Source organism: Mycetocola sp. (assembly GCF_025464835.1).
GTDB lineage: Bacteria > Actinomycetota > Actinomycetes > Actinomycetales > Microbacteriaceae > Mycetocola_A.
On the sequence record NZ_JAODMP010000027.1, the window covers coordinates 1 to 20324 of the forward strand.

A 20324-nucleotide genomic window follows, 5' to 3' on the forward strand; every position below is an offset into this window, starting at 1 on the left:
CACAACGCCCTGCACGGACTCGTCGCCTGGCATGACTTCATCGCCCTCGACGAAGCCGACGACCGCGTCATGCTCGCCACCACGATCGAGGCCCAGACCGGGTACCCGTTCCGCCTCCAGGTCCGGGTCGAGTTCGTCCTCGACGCCGAAGGCCTTCACACCACCGTCGCCGCCCGCAACACCGGCACCGCGCCCGCACCGTTCGGCACCGGCCCGCACCCGTACCTCGTCGCCGGTGAAGGAACCGTCGACGACTGGACGTTCCTCCTCCCCGCCGAACAAGTGCTCACCGTCACCGAGGACCGGCTGATCCCGATTGGCAAAGCGGATGTCGCCACCGAGTCAGGCGGAACCTTCGACTTCCGCACACCTCGCGTGATCGGCGACACCTTCATCGACCACGCCTTCACCGGGCTGGTTCGGGATGAGAACCGTACCGCCGAGGTGCGCGTCACCGCGGCATCCGGAACCGGAGTTCGCATGCGCTGGGACTCTTCCTGCAAATGGGTGCAGGTGCACACAGCCGACCAGGAGGCCCCGAAGCCCAGCCGTATCGGACTCGCCGTCGAACCGATGACCTGCCCGCCCGATGCGTTCAACTCGGGTGAGGACCTGCTCGTGCTGCAGCCGGGCGGTGTCACCTTCGCCTCGTGGAGCATCGCGGCGCTGTAGTTCACGATTCACCAGGTCATCAGACCCCGGTCGAGCAGGATGAGGAGGAAGTAGCGGGCCAGAGGTTACCGAACGGCGCGGCAGGCGAGGTGCAGCGCCAGCCGTACTTCCGGGTCGCTCATGTCGACGCCCAGCAGCTCCTGAGCACGTTGGATGCGCGTTGCGACCGTGTTGCGGTGCAGACCGAGCGCTGTCGCCGTTGGCGCAATCGCCGACTCGTGGTCGAGGTAAGCAGACAGCGTCTTCAGCAGCTCGCCGCCGCCCGACTCGAGGGGCGCGAGGAGCGAACGAGCTGCGGGTACGAAAGTGTCGTTGCCCGTCCACGCGAGCAGCAACTGCTCAAGCCCAAGCCCGTCGACGCGGACGAACCAGCCCGTGTTCGACCGGTTCACAGCGATCCGAGCCGCGTCCGCTGCCTCGCTCAGCGATGTGGTGAGTCCAGCCGATCCGCTCGCGAGCGACCCCACGCCCGTCGCGACGTTGAACGAGCGCCGGGCGGCGACGTGCAGGTCCCGCAAAGACGCGACGTACAACTCGACCTGTGACGCGGCGGGAGGTTCCGAGAAGGTCAACCACCCGCTCACCCCCCGTCCGGTCGTCGTGGCGTGGGAGTCAACGGAGATGCGGCCGAGCTCTCCCATGACGAAGCGGAGCAGCTGAAGGGCGTCGACCCTGTTGCGACCGACGGTGCGGAACGCCAGGTGGTACCCGGTCGTCCGCCAGCCACGTTCGAGCATGCGGCGTTCGACCTCGGGGTTCGGCGTGCCGCGCAGGTCGACAAAATCGCGAAGCACCCCGGATGACACGGATGCGTCGCTCACCTCGGCAACCTCATCGATGAGGATGCGCGCGGCGACCGCGGGCATAGCCACCTCGGCGGCCACCGCGAGGGCGCTCACCTGCCGCTCGTCGAGCCCTGGGCCGAAGAAGGCGAGGCGGAGGCCCTCGCGGCTCGGGCTGTCGACCCGCACCGACGCTGCCGTGCCAGCCGGCATCCGGGTGAGGTCGACCCAGGGTGTGAAGTCGATCGCCGCGTGCACCTCGGGTGCGAGCTGCCCTCCGACCTCGAGCAGCACACCTTCAGCGTCGATCAGGGCAACACCGTGCCCGACGCTCGATGACAGATGGCGCAACAGGTCAGTGAGATCGTTGGCGTGGTACTCGATCGACTGGGCAACCTTGCGGACGTAGCCGAGAGTGAGCGCGTCCTGCGCTTCGACGAGTTGCCAGCACGCTTTCGCGAGCAGCATCGGCCGATCGGCGTGCAGGAGGGTGAGCCCGAGCCGGTCGGCGAGGGCACGCGTGCCGGTGCCGAAGTTGTCGCCGTGCGGGATCGCCAGGGCGCGAAAGCCGCGGTCGCGGGTGCGGCGAACCAGAGCATCCTGCTGCCACGGTCGCGTTGGCGGCAGTTCGGTGAGGATCGCCAGCCGACCACCCCCGTCGGCGGGCAGCGCGTCCTCGCTGATCTCGACGACGACGCCCGTCCACTCGACGTCGACGGGGCCGGCGACCGCACGCACGCCCCCGTTTTGCGGATGCGCGAGAAGCGCGCTCATGCGAAGGCTGTCCGTCATGCCGCGCCGTCCAATCCGTCCAACCCATACGCCGACGGCGTCACGTACCGCGTGCGGTGAGGGAAGCGCGACCACCAGGCTGGCCCATCGAGCTGGATCACGGCGACATGCCGCGCCCTCGACAAGTCGGTCACCTCGAGGATGTCACGCGAGATGGCGTCGAGGACGACGATCAGATCGGGCGCGGCTGCTTCGAGGCGCCCGTCGGTCATGAAGGCGAGGTTCTCCGAGCGCGCCACCAGCCTGTGCACCTCCCCGGCGCTTCCGGTGATGCCGAACGCGGTCACGTGCTGGTCGACGGCATCCGGATCGATCGCGGTGATCCTGCCCTCGGCGAGAAGCCGCCCTCCAAGGGCAGCTGCGAGTCCGTCGAGCGGCCCGGAGCGGGCCTCGAGGTAGGCGGTGCCGATGCTCAGGGCGCGGGCGGTGTTGCCGACGATCGCGTGCTCCCGCAGATCCCCCACGGTGAAGCCGGCGAAGACCAAGCCGCCGGCACCGCCCGCCTGGATCGTCGACGCCCGGACGACGCGCTCGATGTCGAGGGCGCGATCGGTTTGCACGAGTGCCACCCCGCCGGCTCCCGTGTCACAGGCCACGACGATGCCCGGCACACCGTCGACGAGCAGCGACATCTGATCAAGTCCAGGAACCGCGCGTCCGGTGAGATCGGCGTCGACGATTCTCCGGTGGCCGGCGAGGGTGAACGGGGCGAGACCGTTGAGGCCACCTCCTTCGAGCGAGCACACCACCGGCACGTGGTGACCGAGCCAACGCTCCGCCGCCGCGATGAGCGGCGCAAATGGTGCTAACCCGGGCAGCCGCTCCGTGAGCAGCATGGTCGAACCCACGAACGCGGCGCCGAGGCACGGCGTCGAGGGGTCGAGCTCCTCGACGTCGTGAACAGTCATCGGCCAGTTCGGCGAACTCCGCAGCACGAGTTCGAGCATCGTCGTAGCCCCGCCGCCGCCGGAGCCGAGCAGCTCGAACCCGGTTGCGAGCGCGGGCAGGCCGGCGAGCTCGAGGATGGTGGGCATGGTCCCAGCTTAAGCGTGGGCCCCCTCGGCGACGCCGACCCCGCGAGCGGTCGCGGCGAAGTCGAGCGCGGCCTCCGCGGCAGCGGTTTCGCCCTCCACCGGCATGAACGGCTCGGTCAAGCCGAACGCCGTCGGTCCGAACGCCTGCAGGGCCGCCGGGGTGCGCATCATCGCCGGCGTCGAGATGCCGAGCACGCGCACCCGCTGGCCGTACCGGAGCCCTTCCGTGGTGATCGGCTCCGCGGTTTCGTGGTCGAGCACGCAGATGAGATCCGGCACGATCGCGACCACGTCACCGTTGTGATGAGCGATGAGGTTCTCGTTCTGGAAGGCGATCTCGAACCGGTCATTGCTCGATGGGTCGAGCGGCAGAATGACGGCGCGCCCCTTGGCGAAGCCGTCGGTCGTGCGGCGCTCGACATCCGCCACCTTGCCGACGAACAGCTCGCGGACGTGCGAGTACAGGGTGCTCGACAGGGTCTCCGCGATGGCCTCGAATGGCGAACTGTGTGCTTCACGGGCGAGGCGGATGGCGCGCCCGAGGGCGAGCGCCATCGAGATGGTGCGCGGAACAGCGGTGCGTTTCACATCGGCTCCGCTCATTGCGTACTCGGCGATGTGGCCAACGCCGCCGAGACGGATGGTGATGCCGCGCGCCAGCCATTCCATCTGCCGGTCGTCGTCGCCGGTGTCGATGATCACGCGCTCTCCGCGTTCTCCGGCGAGGGCGAGAGGGGATCCGTGCACTCCGTAGACCGCAAACGTCTCCATCGAGAGTTCCGGGAAGGCGCGGCCCATGCCGTCGGCATCCACGACGGGCAGTCCCGTTTCAGCGGCAACCAGGAGCGGGATCATCGAGTTGATGCCTCCGCACTCGATCGGCATAGTGGCGTCGGCCTTGCGATCCAGGTGGTCCTCGAGCGTGCGCAGGGCCAGGGTCGCTTCGAAACCGGCCGGGATCTTCTCGATCATCACCGTGGGCGCGCCCATCTGGGCGGTGGGGATGACGAAGAGATCGTCGTCGAGGTCGTCCGGGTCGAGTATGGTGATCGACCCAGTGCCGAGCACCTGCTCGACGAGCATCTTGCCGATGTATGGGTCGCCGCCACCGCCGGTGCCCAGCAGGGTGGCGCCGCGGGCAAGGTCGGATAGATCGGCGGCTGTCAGTTTCCAGCTCATGCTGCAGCATCCCCGGAGGGCTCGGGAGCATCGACGCTGCCGTCGAAGCGGTGGGACGGGGTGTCGTAGCCGAAGTACGCCGGGCCGACCATGGCGAGCGCCTGCGCGCTGTGCCAGCGTTCGTCGCTCGGTGCCGCGATGACCCGCACCCGCTGGCCGTAGCGCAGCCCCTCGGTGGTGATGGGCTCGCCGGAGTCGTGCTCCAGCACGATGATCAGGTCCGGCGTGGTCACAACGGGGATGCCGTCCACTTCTGCGATGAGGTGCTCGTTCTGGAACGAGAGTTCGAGGGTTGTGTCGGCGCCCTCGACCCGGGCCCGGCCGCGGGCGAAGCCTGTCGTCGTCGCGCGCTGCACATCGACGACTTTGCCCGCGAAGAATTCGCGACCGCCGAGCACGCGCACCGTCGCGGCAACGGGGTCGGTTTTGGCTTCGCGCCCGGCGGCGATGCCCTCGCCGATCTCACTGCACAGGGATAGCGAGTCGGCGACGAGTGACTCCCGCGCCTGCGACCCAGACATAGCGAAACCGGAGATCATGACCGAGCAGCCCATCTCCACGCAGGCGACTCGGGCAATTCGTTCGGTCCAGCTGTTGTCGATGGTGTTCAGGACGCCGACGTTGCCCTTTTCGTCGCTGAAAGCGAGGGGGGACGCATTGATGCCGTACAGGGTCGGCAAGACCATCTGCAGCTCCGGGAAGGCGCGCCCCATGCCGTCGCCGTCGATGAGCGGGAGCCCGAGAGCGGCCGCCGCAGCGATCGGGATGGTCGAGTTGACGCCTCCGACCTCGGCGCAGGCGATGTGCGTGACAGCACGGCCCAGCGAGGCGCCGAGCGCGTGGACGGGAGCGACGACTTCGTCAAGGCTGGGAAGCTTCTCGACCATGACTGTCGGCGCACCCATCATTGCCACCGTCAGCACGACGGCATCGTCTGGCACGTCCCGGAGCGGGACCACCGTCACGTCGCCGTGCATCCGGAGCGCCTGTGCGGCCAGCAGGCCACCGATGTACGGGTCGCCGCCTCCGCCGGTTCCGAGCACCGCGGCGCCACGGGCGAGTCCGGGAATGAGGTCGGCGGTGATTGTCCAGCTCATCGCACAACCGCCATGTCGAGGTCGCCGACGGCCTTCACCCGGATGCGCGTCGCGTTGCCGGGCAGGTACGGGATCGGGATCTCATCGAAGTCGACGATGCTCACCGAGCCGGGGGAGGCCCCTGCGGCGATCGCCTTGTCGACGGCTTCGGCGCGCACCTCAGCGATCGCTGCTTCCCGGCGGCCGGGCTCGATCGCGTACACCTTGTCGATCTCGCCACCCACCTGTGCGATGGATGCGCCGATCGCGTTCGCGACCGCGAAGTTCTCGGGGCGGTGCACGGAACCGAAGAGCGGTAGCTCATCGGAGAGGAGAATCGAGCCGCCGCCGACGGCGACCACCGGAATCGGCTCAGGAGAGGTGCGCATCCGGTCGACCGCTTCAGCGACCCGGTCGGCGATGCGGGAGAGAACCCGCTCGACGAACTCCGGGTCGAGGTGGGCCACCTTCGAGGCGTCGCCGATGTCGGCGCGTCCGGCCGCGACGGCGACGTCCGTGGCGGTGAGGGTGGATCCCCCGAAGACGAGCGCCTCCGTCATAAGACGGTAGCCGACCGACTCAGGGCCGACCTCCGCGGTCTCCAGATTCACGATGCTCCCGCCGCCGATCCCGATCGACAGTACGTCAGGCATCCTGAAGTTGGTGCGAATGCCGGCGACTTTGACCTCGTTCGACGTTTCGCGCGGAAAGCCGTTGATGAGCAGGCCGACATCGGATGTCGTGCCGCCGATGTCGACGACGGCGCAGGTGTCGAGACCGCTTGTCATGGCGGCGCCACGCATCGAGTTCGTCGGCCCCGACGCGAAGGTCGCGACGGGGTAGAGGCGAACGTATTCCTCGTCCATGAGCGTGCCGTCGTTCTGGCTCAGGAAAATGGGCGCTTCAATGCCCTGCTTGCGCACCGCCGCGGTGAGTCCGTCAACGATCTCCGACGCCAGCTCACGCAGCGCCGCATTGATGATCGTGGCGTTCTCCCGCTCGAGGAGTCCGATCCGGCCGATCTCGTGGGAGAGCGAGATGGCCACGTCCGGTCCGAGCTCTTCGGCGACGATACGCGCCGCTTCGACCTCCAGGTCGTGGTTGACCGGGCTGAATACAGACGAGATAGCGACCGAACGGATGCCATGCGCCCGCATGTCGGCGGCGTGCGCCCGCAGTTCCTCTGGGTCGAGCGGTGAGATCGGGCGGCCGTCGAACTCGTAGCCGCCGTGCGCGAGGTAACTTCTCGCACTGATCGCTTCGACGAGTTCGGCGGGCCAGTCCACCAGCGGTGGGAGCGCCTGCGTTGCCGGCAGGCCGAGCCGGAGCGCGGCGGTCGGCGCAAGTCGCTTGGCCTGCACGAGCGCGTTGATGAAGTGCGTCGTGCCGATCATGACGGCGGTGATCTCACTGCCGTCGAAGTGGTGGCCGGCGCGCAGGTCGCCGATCGCCTGAACGATGCCGGTCGTGACATCCGGGGTTGTTGCGTGCTTGACAGCCGCGAGGGTGCGGGTGTCGTCCATGAGAACTGCGTCGGTGTTGGTTCCGCCGACGTCGATGCCGATGTGCATAGTGGTGGTATTCGCTTTCGGTTGGTGCAGAAATTCAGATGACGATGGTGTCAGCCGTGCGGGAATCGGCCGTGACGTCATCCGGCTGAGCGGTTTTGGCGGTGCCCAGGCCGCGGACCAGGCCGAGCTTGCCTGCGATCACGTACAGCACCATGGAGAGAATCAGAGAGAGCACCGGCGGGATGCCCCAGGTGATGACATAACCGGTGACCGCGGAGACAGCCCAGATCACGATGGTCACGGGGACGATGCGTGGGGCGGTCGCGGGCAGCCGGCCGCTCGCACGGGTGGTGTCGAGTTCTGACCGCCAGCGCTTCACGATGAAGTACTCGGCGACCATGATGCCGGCGATCGGCGGGAATGCCACGCCCAGGATGATCAGGAAGTCGGCGAACTGGCCCAGGATGCCGGCCGCGGCGAGCACGGAGCCGACGACGCCCAGGACGATCGTGGTGGTTACCCGGTGGAGGTTCTTGCCGAACGCGGTCGAGATGAAGTTGACGAGGCCGAGTGTGGACGAGTACAGATTCCAGTCGTTGATCTTGAGCGTGCCGGTGATAACGATGATGAGTCCGACGAAGCCGACCGAGGAGGTGACGATAGCGACGATGTTCCCGGATGCCGCAGCGTGAGCGAGGAGAACACCGGCGAGGCCGATGACGAACTCGCCCAGGGATACGCCGACCACCGTCTGCTTGATCACGTCGGCCCGCGAGCGGTTGAACCGGGTCATATCGGCGGTGATGATGGCACCGACGATCAGACCTCCCGCCACGATGCCGGTTCCCTGCCACACGCTCATCGTCGGGCCGGGGGCCGGGCCGGTGAGGAGTTCGCCGATGTCATGGTTGCTGAGCTCGCTGATGATGGACCAGCCGACAAGGACGAGGAAGAGCGGCACGGTGATGTTCGCGAGCCACTGCATTCCCTTGAAGCCGACGGCGACGATCGCCGTCACGGCGAGGCCGAAGAGCAGGCTCCAGGCCCAGGCGGGCATGACGCCGGGCATGAGGGCGTCCAGCGATTGCGCTGAAATCGCACTCTGGATACCGAACCAGCCGATGAGGCTGATGCCGATCGCAAGTCCGACGAGGGAGGCGCCGATCTCACCGAAGCCGGTCCAGCGCGCGAGAAGAGCGGTGTTCAACCCTTCTTTCTGCCCGATGATGCCGACGATGCACATGATCACTTCGAGGATGATGGAGCCCAGCAGGAGCGCGAGGAAGGCCTCACCGAAAGTCATGCTGTAGCCAAGGGTGGCTCCCAGAAGGAATTGGGAGAGAGCCGACACCTGGCCGAACCGTTGAACTGCGATGCCGAACCAGGGTTTCTGCGCGTCGGGACGAACTCGGCTGAGAGCAAAGTCGTCTGCGTGTGCCATACGAGCCAAGGGGATCTCCAAAAGCGAGGGGGCGGTGAGGGGTTTCAGTCACCATACGGCGAGAGAAACCTGAGTGAAATGTGCATAGTGCAGCAATCGAGAGTTAAATTCAGCACACTGCACAGGCCGCTGAAGGCCGGGGATCCGGTGGATTCCCGTAGGGCGTCGAGAATATGTTCCCGACGACCACCATTCGAGTCGGAGAACGTCGGGCTACTACGCTCACAGCGCACTCGATGGGCCCCGTCGGGGAGCCGTTGTAGCCTTGAGCTCCGAGCGGCGTACGACTGCGCCGCTTGCCCGTAACACTTCCGGAGGTTCCCCATGCCCACCACCGTGCCCGCCCTCGTCGCAGCATCCGCCGGAGCATCCTTCGAGCGCTCCACCATCGAACGCCGCGACGTCGGCCCGAACGACGTTCAGATCGACATCGCCTTCGCCGGCATCTGCCACTCCGACATCCACCAGGCCCGCGCCGAGTGGGGTGCAGGCATCTTCCCGATGGTTCCCGGCCACGAAATCGCCGGTATCGTCAGCGCCGTGGGCACGGATGTCACGAAGCACCGGGTCGGCGATCGGGTCGGCATCGGATGCTTCGTCGACTCCTGCCGTGAGTGCGAGAACTGCCTCGCCGGCGAGGAGCAGTTCTGCCTCAAGGGCAACGTCGCCACCTACAACGGTCGCGAGTACACCGGTGAGGAGACCTACGGCGGATACAGCACCTCGATCGTCGCGAACGAGAACTACGTGCTCAGCATCCCGGAGGGCATCGATCTCGACGTCGCCGCCCCGCTGCTCTGCGCAGGCATCACCACCTATTCGCCGCTCAAGCACTGGGGTGCAGGCCCGGGCAAGAAGGTCGCCATCGTCGGCATGGGCGGCCTCGGCCACATGGGCGTGAAGATCGCAGCAGCGCTCGGCGCCGAGGTGACGGTGCTCAGCCAGACCCTGTCGAAGGAAGAGGACGGACGCCGCCTCGGCGCCACCGACTACTTCGCCACGAGCGACCCAGAGACGTTCACGACGAACCGCAAGCGCTTCGACCTGATTCTGAACACGGTGTCGGCGGACCTCCCGATCGACAAGTACCTGTCGATGCTCACCCTCAACGGCTCGATGGTCTTCGTCGGCCTTCCCGAGAAGACGCAGGAGTTCAGCGTTTTCTCCCTCGTCGGCGGACGCCGCAGCCTTTCCGGCTCCAACATCGGCGGCATCCGTGAGACGCAGGAGATGCTCGACTTCTGTGCCGAGCACGGTCTCGGCGCCGACATCGAGGTCATCGGTGCCGATCAGGTCAACGAAGCGTACGAGCGCGTCATCAAGAGCGACGTGCGCTACCGGTTCGTCATCGACACGGCGACGATCCCGGCGGCTTCGTAGGGTCCAGCGGCGAAGCCGCGGACCGCTCTTCTGCAACTTCGGAGATTGTTGGCAAGCGCGGTGCTTTTGGGACGGTTTGTGCGCGATCCCGCCGAGATCTCCGAAGTTGCGCACGGCGGGATCGGGCGGGCCTCGCGGTGTGCTTGCTAGCGTGGAGCCATGCCTGAGCCCACTCGCCTGATCAACGATGACCACGGCCTGCTCGCCGGCGAGCTCGAGAAGCTCTGGACCGGCGGCGAGTGGCTCGAGGGGCCAGTCTGGGTGCCCGGAACTCGGTCGGTGCGGTTCAGTGACATCCCGAACAACCGCATCCTCGAGTTCGACCGCGCGACCGGCGACACGCACGTGTACCGCGACGACGTCGAGTACACCAACGGCCGCACCCTCGACCTTGACGGGCGCGTCGTGCAGTGCAGCCACGGCCGCCGGGCGATCGAACGCGAGGTCGACGGAGCGGTCGAGGTGCTCGTCGAGCGGTGGGAAGGCGGACGCCTCAACTCGCCGAACGACGTCATCGTGGCATCCGATGGGGCGATCTGGTTCACCGACCCGCCCTACGGAATCCAGGAGAGCGGGCGAGAGGGGCACCCGGGCGTCGAGGAATACGGCGGATGCTTCGTCTTCCGTCTCGATCCGGCCAGCGGAATCGCGAGCCCGGTGATCACCGACCTGGCCCACCCGAACGGCCTCGCATTCTCGCCAGACGAGCAACTGCTGTACGTCACCGATACCGGACTGGAGGGCGACGCCGGGCACATCCGCGTCTACCAGTCCGGCACGGGGGAGGGGCGCGCGTTCGCCACCCCGCCCGGCACCGCCGACGGGCTCCGCATCGACGCGGCCGGCCGAGTGTGGACGTCAGCGGGGGAGGCCGTGCAGGTCTTCAGCCCGGACGGCGAACTGCTGCTCGACCTCCCGGTTCCAGAGGTGGTGTCGAACCTGTGCTTCGGCGGACCCGACGGTACCGAGCTCTATCTGACGGCGTCGTCGAGCCTGTACCGGGTCGGGACGACCACGACGGCTGCGGTCCGACCCGCGCGCTGAGCACGGCGTCCTGCCCGTACTGCAGTTGCAGCCCTCGACGGAAACTGCAGCATGAGCGCGGGACCGAGCGACGCAGAGCCGCGCCCGCTACTGCCGCACCGCCGCCGACACTCGCAGCCGCCAGCTGACCAGCGCGAGGTCGAGAGCCGTCCGGCGCTCGCGGTTGTCGAGGTCGAGCCCGCCGAGCAGCCGGCTGATCCGCTCGAGCCGCCCGTAGAGGGTCTGACGGCGGATGCCGAGGGCTTCCGCCGTCCGTGTCTTCGACAGCCCGGCCGCCAGGTACGCGTCGAGCGTCATCACGAGACCGGCCCCGGTGCGGGCGTCATGCGTGAGCAGCACCCCGAGCTGGTCGTTGACGAAGCGCTCCAACGCCTCATCGTCGACCAGGGACGCGAGCAACTGGTACAGCGCGAAGTCCGCGGCGACCACCACGCGCGCCGCCGGGGTCAGCCGCATCGCGAGCCGCGCCGTCTCCCGTGCGCTCGGGAACGCACTGACCAGCGCCGGCACGTCGTCGACCGCATGCCCGGCGCTCACGAGGACGCTGCCGCCGGTCGTCGACCGCAGCTCGGCCTCGACCTCATCGGCGAACCGGGCCACAGCCGTCCGCAACTCACGCGGCGCGACCACGGCCGCAACCAGAACGTCACCGTCGTGCTCGGCGGTGATCGACCCGGCGAACACCCGCCTTGCAGCCCCCCGTGCGGCGATGAGCACCGTGTTCGCCGCTGCGGTCGCGGTCCGCGGCCGCACGCACAACGCCAGCACTTTCTGCCCCGGCCGCACCGCCATCCCGGTTCCGAGCGCGCGACTGGTCAGCTCCGCCGTCGAGCCGTACCGCCCGGTCACGAGGTCGCGCAGCAGTTCGGCGCCGGCCTGGTTCCGACTCACCGGGGTCGCCCCCGACCGGGCCACCTCGGCGGCGAGCACCTGGGCCGCACTTGTCGCGATCGTGCGCAGACGGCCGGTCGCCGGAGCGTCGAGCACCAGCTCACCCCAGACGACACCACCGGCCACGACCGGCGCGCGAACCGAAGCGACAGCATCCGACCCATCCAGGGCGATCCCTGCAGCCAGTTCACCGTCCGCCGTGTACAGCGCGACGGGGCATCCGGCCTGCTCGCCGACGATCCCGGTCAGTCCGACGAGTCCCGCCCGCTCACCGAGCGCGTGCAGCATCCGCTCGGTCACCGACGCCGACAGCCTGAGGTCGTCGAGATCGGAACCGAGCAGCAGCGCGTGCGCGACCTGGGTGACCTCGATGAACGGAACCACCCCGTGCAGCAGAACGAGCGGCAGCCCCACGCGGCGGGCCTCCTCGACGAGGTCGTCCGGCGCCACCGGGAAGGTGCGGCCGAGTTCCAGCAGCAGAGCAGCGATCCCGACCCGGGCAAGGTCGGCGATGTACGCCCGCCGCACGTCCGGGCTCAGCGCCACCAGGCCGAGCCCGGTGGTCAGCAGCACCTCGCCGCCCTGCAGCAACGAGGAGATCTCGTAGATCTCACTCGAGTGAACCCAGCGCACCACCCGTCTGTCGAGCTGTTCACCGCTGACGACCTCGGGCCGCGCGTGGGCGAGAACGGGCAGAGCGAGCAGGGCGGACACGGTCAACGGCATGACGAAACCCTCCCAGCCGGGCGAGCACAGTGTCAAGAGTTAACGCAAGAGAAATGACACTGTGTCTCTGACGAGAGCGGATGCCGCGAGCCTATTCTCAAAGGACGGCACGCCGCGCGTTCACCCGGTCGTCCCGCACCAGCCCGAAAATGCACCAGCCCGAAACAGCCACACAGCAGCACCACCCGAGAGAAGGCTCCTCATGCTCCGACGCTCCTCCCGCAGCCCCCACAGATTCCTCGCCGCGCTCGGCGTGGCATCCGCTGCAGCACTCGTCCTCGCCGGCTGCGGCGGCACCACCGGTGACGAAGGAGCCGACGACGCGACGAGCAAACCCGGCGCCAGCGATGTGCCCTCGGTCTTCGGCGCCTTCGCCACCCCGCTCGAAGAGCCGTGGGACGGCGCGATCCACGCAGCGCTGGAATCCGCCGAGGAAGACGGGCTGATCGCCTACGACCACACGGACAATCTGCACACCGCCGACGAGATGGAACGAGCGCTCCGCGACATCGCCACCAACCAGAAGCCCGACATCATCATCGGTGACGCCTTCGCCGCCGAAGACGCCGTGCGCGCCGTCGCCACCGAGTTCCCCGACATCGCGTTCGCGTTCGGGTCGGGCGGCGAGGAGCAGGCGCCGAACTTCAGCGTCTTCGACAACTGGATGCAGGACCCGGCCTACCTCGCCGGCATGCTCGCCGGCGGCCTCACCGAGTCGGGCACCATCGGCGTGGTCGGCGCCATGCCGATCCCCGAGGTCAACCGGATCGTCAACGGCTTCATCGCCGGTGTCGAGGAGACCAACCCGTCCGCGACCGTGACCGTCTCGTTCATCAACTCGTTCTTCGACCCGGCCACCGCGAAGCAGGCCGCTGAAGCCGCGATCGCCGGGGGAGCCGACGTTCTGTTCGCCGAACGTGACGGCGTCATCGCCGCAGCCCAGGAGAACAACCTGCCGGTCTTCGGGATGATGGTCGACCAGCAGGACCAGGCCCCTGAGCACGTCGTCTCATCGCTGCTCTGGAACATGCGCCCCACGGTCGACGCGATCGTCGAAGCGGTCGTCGCCGGCACCTTCGAGGCGTCGAACCTCGCCGAGTACTCGTTCATGGTCAACGACGGCAGCTCGCTCGCCCCGATCAACACCGGAACGGCGTTCGAGATCCCCGCCGACCTGATCGAGAAGGTCGAGGCCAAGCAGGCCGAGATCCGCGACGGCAGCTTCGAGACCCCGGTCGACGAAGAAGCCCCCGCCGGTTCGACCACGATCGGCGAGTAAGCGCTCCGTGAACTCCAGCACCACAGGGGCGGCGTCGACCGGCGTCGCCCCGCACCCCACCCCGCTCGCCGAACTCGTCGACATCACCAAGACCTTCGGCGCGGTCGTCGCCAACGATTCGATCTCGCTGACCGTGCTGCCCGGCGAGGTCCACGCCCTCCTCGGTGAGAACGGCGCCGGCAAGTCGACATTGACGCGCATTCTCTATGGGCTCAGCCAGCCGGACAGCGGCGAGATCCGCATCGACGGCACGACCACCAGGATCGACTCGCCGGCGGATGCCATGGCCTCCGGTATCGGCATGGTCACCCAGGAGTTCTCCCTCGTCGACACGATGACGGTCACCGAGAACCTCATGCTCGCCGGCGTCGGGATCGGGCGGATCTCCCGCGCGGACGCCCGCGGCCGCGTGCTGGCTGCCGCCTCCCGGGTCGGCGTCACCATCGACCCGGATGCCATCGTCGAAACCCTGTCGGTCGGCGAACGTCAGCGGGTGGAGATCGTCAAGGCCCTCTTCCACGACTGCCGGGTGCTCATCCTCGACGAACCCACCGCGGTGCTCGTGCCGCAGGACGTCGAGCTGCTGTTCGAGTCCATCGAACGGCTCACCGCCGATGGCCTCGGCGTCATCTTCATCTCCCACAAACTGCACGAGGTCACCCGTATCGCCGACCGGGTGAGCATCCTCCGCCGCGGCAAGATCGTCGCCTCCCGGCCGGTGTCGGGCCTCGCGCCCCGCGACATCGCCGCCCTCATGGTCGGCGCGGCCGCGCTCGTCGACGAAGAGTCCCAGGCCCTCGCCACGAGCATCGGGCTCGAGCTCCAGGACACACACACGACACCTCCGGACCCGGATGCCGCGCCTGCTGCTCTCCCGGATGCCGCCCTGACGGCATCCGCCCTCCAGCCGTCGGCCGAGCCGGCCCTCGCCCTCCGCGGGATCAGTCTCGGCACGTCGACGTCGACGGTGCTCGACAACATCTCGCTGAGCGTCGGCTCCGGTGAGATCGTCGGCATCGCCGGGGTGTCCGGCAACGGTCAGACCGAACTTGTCTCGGTGCTCTGCGGAACCCTGGCGGCGACCGGTGGCACCGTCAGGGTGGCCGGCGCCGACATCTCCCATCTCGACCCGGCCGGGCGGATCCGCGCCGGCCTCGGACGGCTCACCGAGGACCGCAAGGGCAGCGTCATCCCAACGCTCACCGTCGCCCAGAATCTCGTGCTCGAGGACCTCGACGGCTTCCGCCGCGGGCCATTCCTCGACCGGCGCGCCATCCGCGACCACGTGGCCGGGCTCATCGACCGCTTCGACATCCGCGCGCAGCCAGGCGACCCGATCCGGTCGCTGTCCGGCGGCAACATGCAGAAGGTTCTCCTTGCGCGGGCTATCTCCCGCAACCCGCGCGTCCTCGTCGCCTCCCAGCCCACACGCGGACTCGACATCGGCGCCTGCGACTATGTCTACTCACAGTTGCGCACGCTCCGCGACGCGGGCGCCGGCGTGCTGCTCATCTCTGAGGATCTGGATGAACTCCTCGGCCTGTGCGACCGCATCGCCGTCATCTTCTCCGGCCGGATTCTCGGCGAGTTGCCCGCCGGTGAGGCCACCCACGAATCGCTCGGCCTGCTGATGACCGGACAGCGCTCGGAGGATGCCGCATGAGAGTCCTCCTTCGTGCCCGCGAATCCCGCTGGCTTGCCCCTGCTGCCGTCGCGATCGCCGTGCTGGTGACGCTGCTGCTCACCGCCGGTCCGATCCGCCTCGCCGGCGCGAACCCGGTCGCCGCGTACCAGCGCTACCTCGTCACACCGCTGACGACGATCGGCGGCCTCAACGAAGTGCTCCTGGCATCCACGCCGCTGATCTTCACCGGTCTCGCCGTAGCCATCGCGTTCCGCGTCGGCTACTACAACATCGGCGCCGAGGGCCAATTCCTGGCCGGGGCGGCCGCCGCGACCGTACCCGGGCTGTACCTCGCTGACGCCCCAGCGGCCGTCGCCCTGCCCCTCGCGCTCGGCGCCGGAGCTATCGGCGGCACGGCGTGGGGGTTCGTCCCGGCCTGGCTGAAACGTCACGCCCACATCGACGAAGTCGTCACGACGCTGCTGCTCAACCCGGTCGCGCTGTTGATGGTCCAGGGTCTCCTCAACGGGCCCTGGCGCAACTCCGAGAGTGGTTTTCCCGACAGTGACCGGTACGGAGCCGGCTACACGCTGCCGGCCATCGTCGAGGGCACGCGGACGCACTGGGGATTCCTCATCGCACTCGTGCTCGTCGCCATCACCTTCGTCGTGATGTCCTTCACGCCGCTCGGTCTCCGGCTCAAAGCGGCCGGCCAGGCTCCGGCGGCGGCGCGATTCTCCGGCATCCCGGTGTCACGCCTGCAATGGCGCTGCGCCCTGGTCTCCGGTGGAGTCGCCGGGCTCGGCGGCGCGGTGCAGGTGCTCGGCGTTCAGCACCAGCTCACCGGAGGGATTTCCAGCGGGTACGGCTACACCGGTGTCGTCATCGCCGCGCTCGGCGGGCTGACCGCCGGTGGCGTGCTCCTCGTCGCGCTGCTGCTCGGCACCATGACCGTCGGCGCACAGAACGCGTCGATCACCCTGCAGCTGCCGACCCAGATGGGCACGATCGTCAGTTCGACGCTGCTCCTCGCCGTCGTCTCGGTCCTGTCGCTGCGGCACTACCGTCTGGTCTTCCGGCGCAGACCCCGAGCGGTCGAGGGAGGGGAAGCATCGTGAATTTCCCCCTTTTCGCCATTCTCGCGGCGACCCTCACCATCGCCACGCCGCTCGTCTGGGCGGCGCTCGGTGCGGTGATCAACGAGCGGGCCGGTGTTCTGAACCTCGGTATCGAGGGCACCATGTACGCCGGGGCCTTCTGCGGTTTCCTCGCCACGGCGATGAGCGGGTCGCTCTGGTTCGGTGTCGCCGCGGCTCTCGTCTCCGGCCTCCTCGCCGGTGCCCTGATGGCGCTACTGACCGTGACCCTCGGGGTGAACCAGCACGTGGCGGGCATCGGCACGACGCTGCTGCTCGTCGCGGTCTGCAACTTCACCAACCGGCTGCTGTTCAGCGACGGGTCACAGACGACGACGGAGAAATTCGACCGGCTGCTGCCGGGCGGCGGGCTGCTCTCGCAGTATCCGATGACCTACGTCGCGTTCCTGATCCTGGCGCCGGCACTCTGGTGGGTGCTCCGCTCGAGCGGTTTCGGGTTGCGGCTGCGCGCGGTCGGCGAGAACCCTGAAGCAGCGGATGCCGCCGGTATTCCGGTCGCGAAGACGCGCTACGCGGCGCTCATCCTCGGCGGTGCGCTGATGGCGCTCGGCGGGTCGTTCCTCACCCTGTCGCTGCTCGGATCCTTCACCATCGACATCGTCAGCGGTCGTGGCTGGATCTGCATCGCCCTCGTCATCTTCGGCCGCTGGCAGGTCTGGCCGGTGGTCGGTGGCGCGCTGCTTTTCGCGGTCGCCGACGCCCTCCAACTCCAACTCGCGATCACGCCGCTGTTCAGCGATGTGCCCAATGAGGTGCTCATCGCGTTCCCGTACCTCGTCGTCATCCTGGCGCTCGCGATCTGGGGCCGTGGCGTCCGGTATCCCGGCGCGTACCTCAAGCCGTACCGGCGGGCGTGATGGCCGGCCGTCCTGTTCTCGCCCCCCGCGGCATCCGCCCCTCTCTTGTGCCCTTCGAACGGAGTAACCATGCCCCTCACTGACAGCCAACAACTCGACGCCGCGATTACCGAGGCGCGGAAGAGCCGCGCCGAAGGCGGTATCCCGATCGGGGCGGCGCTCATCGTCGACGGCGAGGTGCTCGCGACCGGGCACAACCGACGGGTGCAGGATGCCAGCCCCATCCACCACGGGGAGACGAACTGTCTCGAGAACGCGGGACGGTTGCCGGCGAGCGTGTACGCGCGGGCGACCATGGTCACGACGCTCTCGCCCTGCGACATGTGTACGGGCGCGATCCTGCTGTACAAGATCCCGCGGGTGATCATCGGGGAAAACCGCACGTTCTATGGCGGTGAAGACTATCTCCGGGAACGCGGCGTCGAGGTGGTGGTGCTCGACAGCGAGGAATGTGCCCAGCTGATGGCCGAGTTCATCGCCGCCGAGCCGGAGCTGTGGAACGAGGACATCGGGGTGTAGACCGGCGGGGGTTTGCTGAGCCCGCGACCGTTTTCACCCGGTGCGGACGGGTTCACCCGGTGCGCCGGGTGCCTTCGTCCGGACCGGGTGAAGAGGCGCCGGCAGCCGCGCAGCCCGCCCATGCCATCCTTTCGCACAAGGCGATTCCGCGTCGTCGGTGAACAAATTGCGTCGAAAAGCAGATTGCCGAGGTGCTCCAACGCGCAAGCGGCGCTGACCGCCAACGAGCGGTATTCGAGCGCACGGGCCAGCTGGCCGATGTCGTGGCCGACCTGGCGCGGGTGACCGCCGGGCAGGATGCGCTCTGATTCGAACCGTCAATGTCGGAGGGTCGTCGTATACCTGAGATGTGCCGGATGAACCTATCAATTCCGATGGAGGACATCATGAAGGTACTTGTGGCACCACCGATTCAGCACGACGCCGACGGCTACATCAACTCGCTCGCGGTTGCCGGCGAACTGGTCATCGACCCGGGCGTCTGCCCGTGCGGCGAGAGCGATTGCGAAGAAGACGGCGTCTTTCTCGGCGCCGCGTCGGGTCAGCCCACGATGCTGGCCGTCGTTGCCGATCTGGCTTTTCTGACAGCCAAGCAATTTCAGCAGATCGTTCGCGGCGGATGCTGCAAGGAATGCGCCGCCAACGGCACCGCCGACAAGATGGCGATCCACTCACGGTTCACCGCCAACCGATGGCCTGTTGGCTCGGTACTCGGGCGCCGGGCAGGGCACGCATTCGTCGTATCCCTCGGTGTGGAAGGCGGTTGACGATTGCTGGTGCTGCGGGTGAACTGTATCGATGAGCGCGACGTACGAGCTGAACCGTGGCTTCACCCTGGCCCGCGTGCAGGATGCTCCGCGGAGAAGCGTCTTCCGCTTGTGGGTGGACCCGGCTCAGCTTTCCTGGTTCTTCAACCCCGGCTGCGCTGCCGGTCGAAAACGAAGGACCAGGCGCACTATAACTTTGCCGACGGAATCCGTCGACCCTCTGGCCACATCGTCGGTGGGCGGAGAATCTTGAAGCCCGGGTTGTGCCCGGATCTGCTGAAGGGGCGACCATGAGTACCGACCAGAAAACCGACGACAAGGGTGCGGAAGACAGCGCGACGAAGGCGCAAAACGCGCCTGATCCGAATGATTCACGCAAACCAGACGACCCCACCGATGTGAAAAAGCCGGCGTGGGGCTACGTGCTCAAGCGCACGTTGCGCGAGTTCGGGCGAGACAAGTGCACGACCCTCGCTGCAGCGCTCACCTACTACGCGGTTCTCGCGATCTTCCCGGCGCTGCTGGCGCTGATGTCGCTCATCGGTCTGTTCGGCCAGGGCAAGCAGACCACGCAACTCCTGCTGCAGATCGTTGAGCGGGCGGGGGATGCCGCGACCGCTGAGACCCTGCGTGAGCCGATCACCCAGCTCGCCACGTCGCAGACCGCCGGTTTCGCACTCATCGTCGGTCTTCTCGGTGCGATCTGGTCGGCATCCGGATATGTCAGCGCCTTCTCGCAGGCGATGAACCAGATCTACCAGGTCGATGAGGGTCGCCCGTTCTGGAAACTGCGCCCCACCGTTGTGGTCATCACGATCATTCTGCTCGTCATCGCGGTGCTCATCATTCTTCTCCTGGTCGTGTCCGGGCCGATCGCCGAAGCCATCGGCGGAGCCATCGGGCTCGGCGAGGTCGCCGTGACCGTCTGGAACATCGCCAAGTGGCCGGTGATCGTCGCCCTCGCGATCGTGATGGTGGCGGTGCTCTACTACGGCACACCCAACGTGAAGCAGCCGAAGTTCAAATGGATGACGCTCGGCGCGCTGATCGCCCTGATCGTGATGGCCGTGGCGACCCTGCTGTTCTTCTTCTACGTCTCGAACTTCGGCAACTACCAGAAGACCTACGGCAGCATCGCCGGCGTAATCGTCGTGTTGCTGTGGTTCTGGATCGTGAACCTGTCGTTGCTGTTCGGCGCCGAGTTCGACGCCGAGATGGAGCGCGGTCGCCAGCTCCAGGGTGGCATCCAAGCCGAAGACTCCCTGCAACTGCCGCCCCGCGACACCAAGGGCAGTGAGAAGAAGCAGAAGCAGGAGCAGGAAGACATCGAGAGCGGTCGCAAACTGCGCGAGTCTGAGGGGAACAGCACCGAGAACGGTGACGCGGGCGACAGCGACGCGGGCGACAGCGACAGCGACGACCACACCTCGGGATATCGCCATTCCGACGACGACAACGCGGACGGCCGGCGAGCGGAGCGCCGCAAGGCCGAAAGGATCCGGAACGAGGATCGCCGTGAGGCCGAGAAAGAGGCCGAGAAGCTGGCCGAGGAACACCGCAAGGCGGAGGATCGCAAGCACTGACGAGGCTGGC

At 67.6% G+C, this 20324-nt stretch carries 17 protein-coding genes; 10 read left to right on the top strand and 7 right to left on the bottom strand.

Annotation, left to right across the window (positions count from 1 at the left end):
• On the top strand, positions 1-672 hold a 672-nt coding region (locus JWP90_RS03690), incomplete at its 5' end, for a galactose mutarotase (RefSeq protein ID WP_297359798.1).
• 65 nt (positions 673-737) lie between these two features.
• Here the strand turns inward: JWP90_RS03690 and JWP90_RS03695 are convergent.
• The 6 genes from JWP90_RS03695 to JWP90_RS03720 are packed head-to-tail and all read right to left on the bottom strand — an operon-like array spanning position 738 to position 8496.
• On the bottom strand, positions 738-2246 hold the full coding sequence (locus JWP90_RS03695; protein ID WP_297359801.1) for a CdaR family transcriptional regulator: 1509 nt from the start codon (positions 2244-2246) through the stop codon (positions 738-740).
• The gene (locus tag JWP90_RS03700) at positions 2243-3280 is read right to left on the bottom strand and encodes a DUF917 domain-containing protein (RefSeq protein ID WP_297359804.1); all 1038 of its coding nucleotides are present in this window, start codon (positions 3278-3280) and stop codon (positions 2243-2245) included. The genes JWP90_RS03695 and JWP90_RS03700 overlap by 4 nt, the downstream gene beginning before the upstream one ends.
• A gap of 9 nt (positions 3281-3289) precedes the next feature.
• Positions 3290-4459, bottom strand: a complete 1170-nt coding sequence (locus tag JWP90_RS03705) for a DUF917 domain-containing protein (RefSeq protein WP_297359807.1) — start codon at positions 4457-4459, stop codon at positions 3290-3292.
• Positions 4456-5556 (bottom strand): DUF917 domain-containing protein, encoded by a 1101-nt coding sequence (locus JWP90_RS03710; protein WP_297359810.1) that lies wholly within the window; start codon positions 5554-5556, stop codon positions 4456-4458. Before JWP90_RS03710 ends, JWP90_RS03705 begins: the two co-directional genes overlap by 4 nt.
• Positions 5553-7106 (bottom strand): hydantoinase/oxoprolinase family protein, encoded by a 1554-nt coding sequence (locus JWP90_RS03715; RefSeq protein WP_297359813.1) that lies wholly within the window; start codon positions 7104-7106, stop codon positions 5553-5555. The genes JWP90_RS03710 and JWP90_RS03715 overlap by 4 nt, the downstream gene beginning before the upstream one ends.
• A 34-nt stretch (positions 7107-7140) precedes the next feature.
• Positions 7141-8496: a cytosine permease gene (locus JWP90_RS03720; RefSeq protein ID WP_297359817.1), complete on the bottom strand. Its 1356-nt coding sequence runs from the start codon at positions 8494-8496 to the stop codon at positions 7141-7143.
• Between the two features lie 315 nt (positions 8497-8811).
• Between JWP90_RS03720 and JWP90_RS03725 the strand changes: the two genes are divergently transcribed.
• Positions 8812-9867 (top strand): NAD(P)-dependent alcohol dehydrogenase, encoded by a 1056-nt coding sequence (locus tag JWP90_RS03725; protein ID WP_297359820.1) that lies wholly within the window; start codon positions 8812-8814, stop codon positions 9865-9867.
• A gap of 159 nt (positions 9868-10026) precedes the next feature.
• Positions 10027-10911, top strand: a complete 885-nt coding sequence (locus JWP90_RS03730) for an SMP-30/gluconolactonase/LRE family protein (RefSeq protein WP_297359823.1) — start codon at positions 10027-10029, stop codon at positions 10909-10911.
• A gap of 87 nt (positions 10912-10998) precedes the next feature.
• On the opposite strand, the gene JWP90_RS03735 is transcribed toward JWP90_RS03730, so the two are convergent.
• Positions 10999-12528 (bottom strand): PucR family transcriptional regulator, encoded by a 1530-nt coding sequence (locus tag JWP90_RS03735; RefSeq protein WP_297359826.1) that lies wholly within the window; start codon positions 12526-12528, stop codon positions 10999-11001.
• A gap of 202 nt (positions 12529-12730) precedes the next feature.
• Here JWP90_RS03735 and JWP90_RS03740 point away from each other — a divergent pair, with 202 nt between their 5' ends.
• From JWP90_RS03740 to JWP90_RS03770, 7 genes are all read left to right on the top strand, one after another.
• Positions 12731-13807, top strand: a complete 1077-nt coding sequence (locus JWP90_RS03740) for a BMP family protein (protein WP_297359829.1) — start codon at positions 12731-12733, stop codon at positions 13805-13807.
• A gap of 7 nt (positions 13808-13814) precedes the next feature.
• Positions 13815-15470 (top strand): ABC transporter ATP-binding protein, encoded by a 1656-nt coding sequence (locus JWP90_RS03745; protein ID WP_297359832.1) that lies wholly within the window; start codon positions 13815-13817, stop codon positions 15468-15470.
• Positions 15467-16549 carry an ABC transporter permease gene (locus JWP90_RS03750; RefSeq protein ID WP_297359835.1) on the top strand — a complete coding sequence of 361 codons (1083 nt, stop codon included), beginning with the start codon at positions 15467-15469 and terminating at the stop codon, positions 16547-16549. Before JWP90_RS03745 ends, JWP90_RS03750 begins: the two co-directional genes overlap by 4 nt.
• On the top strand, positions 16546-17445 hold the full coding sequence (locus JWP90_RS03755; protein ID WP_297359838.1) for an ABC transporter permease: 900 nt from the start codon (positions 16546-16548) through the stop codon (positions 17443-17445). The genes JWP90_RS03750 and JWP90_RS03755 overlap by 4 nt, the downstream gene beginning before the upstream one ends.
• Positions 17446-17514: 69 nt before the next feature.
• Positions 17515-17964, top strand: a complete 450-nt coding sequence (locus JWP90_RS03760) for a nucleoside deaminase (protein WP_297359841.1) — start codon at positions 17515-17517, stop codon at positions 17962-17964.
• Positions 17965-18320: 356 nt separating this feature from the next.
• Positions 18321-18731 (top strand): hypothetical protein, encoded by a 411-nt coding sequence (locus tag JWP90_RS03765; RefSeq protein WP_297359844.1) that lies wholly within the window; start codon positions 18321-18323, stop codon positions 18729-18731.
• A 290-nt stretch (positions 18732-19021) separates the two neighbouring features.
• The gene (locus tag JWP90_RS03770; RefSeq protein WP_297359847.1) at positions 19022-20314 is read left to right on the top strand and encodes a YihY/virulence factor BrkB family protein; all 1293 of its coding nucleotides are present in this window, start codon (positions 19022-19024) and stop codon (positions 20312-20314) included.
• Positions 20315-20324: the final 10 nt, after the last annotated feature.

What these genes read in the sequence shown, in the direction of transcription:
- JWP90_RS03735 (WP_297359826.1), bottom strand. Translation starts at nt 12,528, where the DNA reads ATGCCGTTGACCGTGTCCGCCCTGCTCGCTCTGCCCGTTCTCGCCCAC.
- JWP90_RS03765 (WP_297359844.1), top strand. Translation starts at nt 18,321, where the DNA reads ATGAACCTATCAATTCCGATGGAGGACATCATGAAGGTACTTGTGGCA.
- JWP90_RS03725 (WP_297359820.1), top strand. Translation starts at nt 8,812, where the DNA reads ATGCCCACCACCGTGCCCGCCCTCGTCGCAGCATCCGCCGGAGCATCC.
- JWP90_RS03715 (WP_297359813.1), bottom strand. Translation starts at nt 7,106, where the DNA reads ATGCACATCGGCATCGACGTCGGCGGAACCAACACCGACGCAGTTCTC.
- JWP90_RS03705 (WP_297359807.1), bottom strand. Translation starts at nt 4,459, where the DNA reads ATGAGCTGGAAACTGACAGCCGCCGATCTATCCGACCTTGCCCGCGGC.
- JWP90_RS03730 (WP_297359823.1), top strand. Translation starts at nt 10,027, where the DNA reads ATGCCTGAGCCCACTCGCCTGATCAACGATGACCACGGCCTGCTCGCC.
- JWP90_RS03740 (WP_297359829.1), top strand. Translation starts at nt 12,731, where the DNA reads ATGCTCCGACGCTCCTCCCGCAGCCCCCACAGATTCCTCGCCGCGCTC.
- JWP90_RS03710 (WP_297359810.1), bottom strand. Translation starts at nt 5,556, where the DNA reads ATGAGCTGGACAATCACCGCCGACCTCATTCCCGGACTCGCCCGTGGC.
- JWP90_RS03760 (WP_297359841.1), top strand. Translation starts at nt 17,515, where the DNA reads ATGCCCCTCACTGACAGCCAACAACTCGACGCCGCGATTACCGAGGCG.
- JWP90_RS03700 (WP_297359804.1), bottom strand. Translation starts at nt 3,280, where the DNA reads ATGCCCACCATCCTCGAGCTCGCCGGCCTGCCCGCGCTCGCAACCGGG.
- JWP90_RS03770 (WP_297359847.1), top strand. Translation starts at nt 19,022, where the DNA reads ATGAGTACCGACCAGAAAACCGACGACAAGGGTGCGGAAGACAGCGCG.
- JWP90_RS03695 (WP_297359801.1), bottom strand. Translation starts at nt 2,246, where the DNA reads ATGACGGACAGCCTTCGCATGAGCGCGCTTCTCGCGCATCCGCAAAAC.
- JWP90_RS03750 (WP_297359835.1), top strand. Translation starts at nt 15,467, where the DNA reads ATGAGAGTCCTCCTTCGTGCCCGCGAATCCCGCTGGCTTGCCCCTGCT.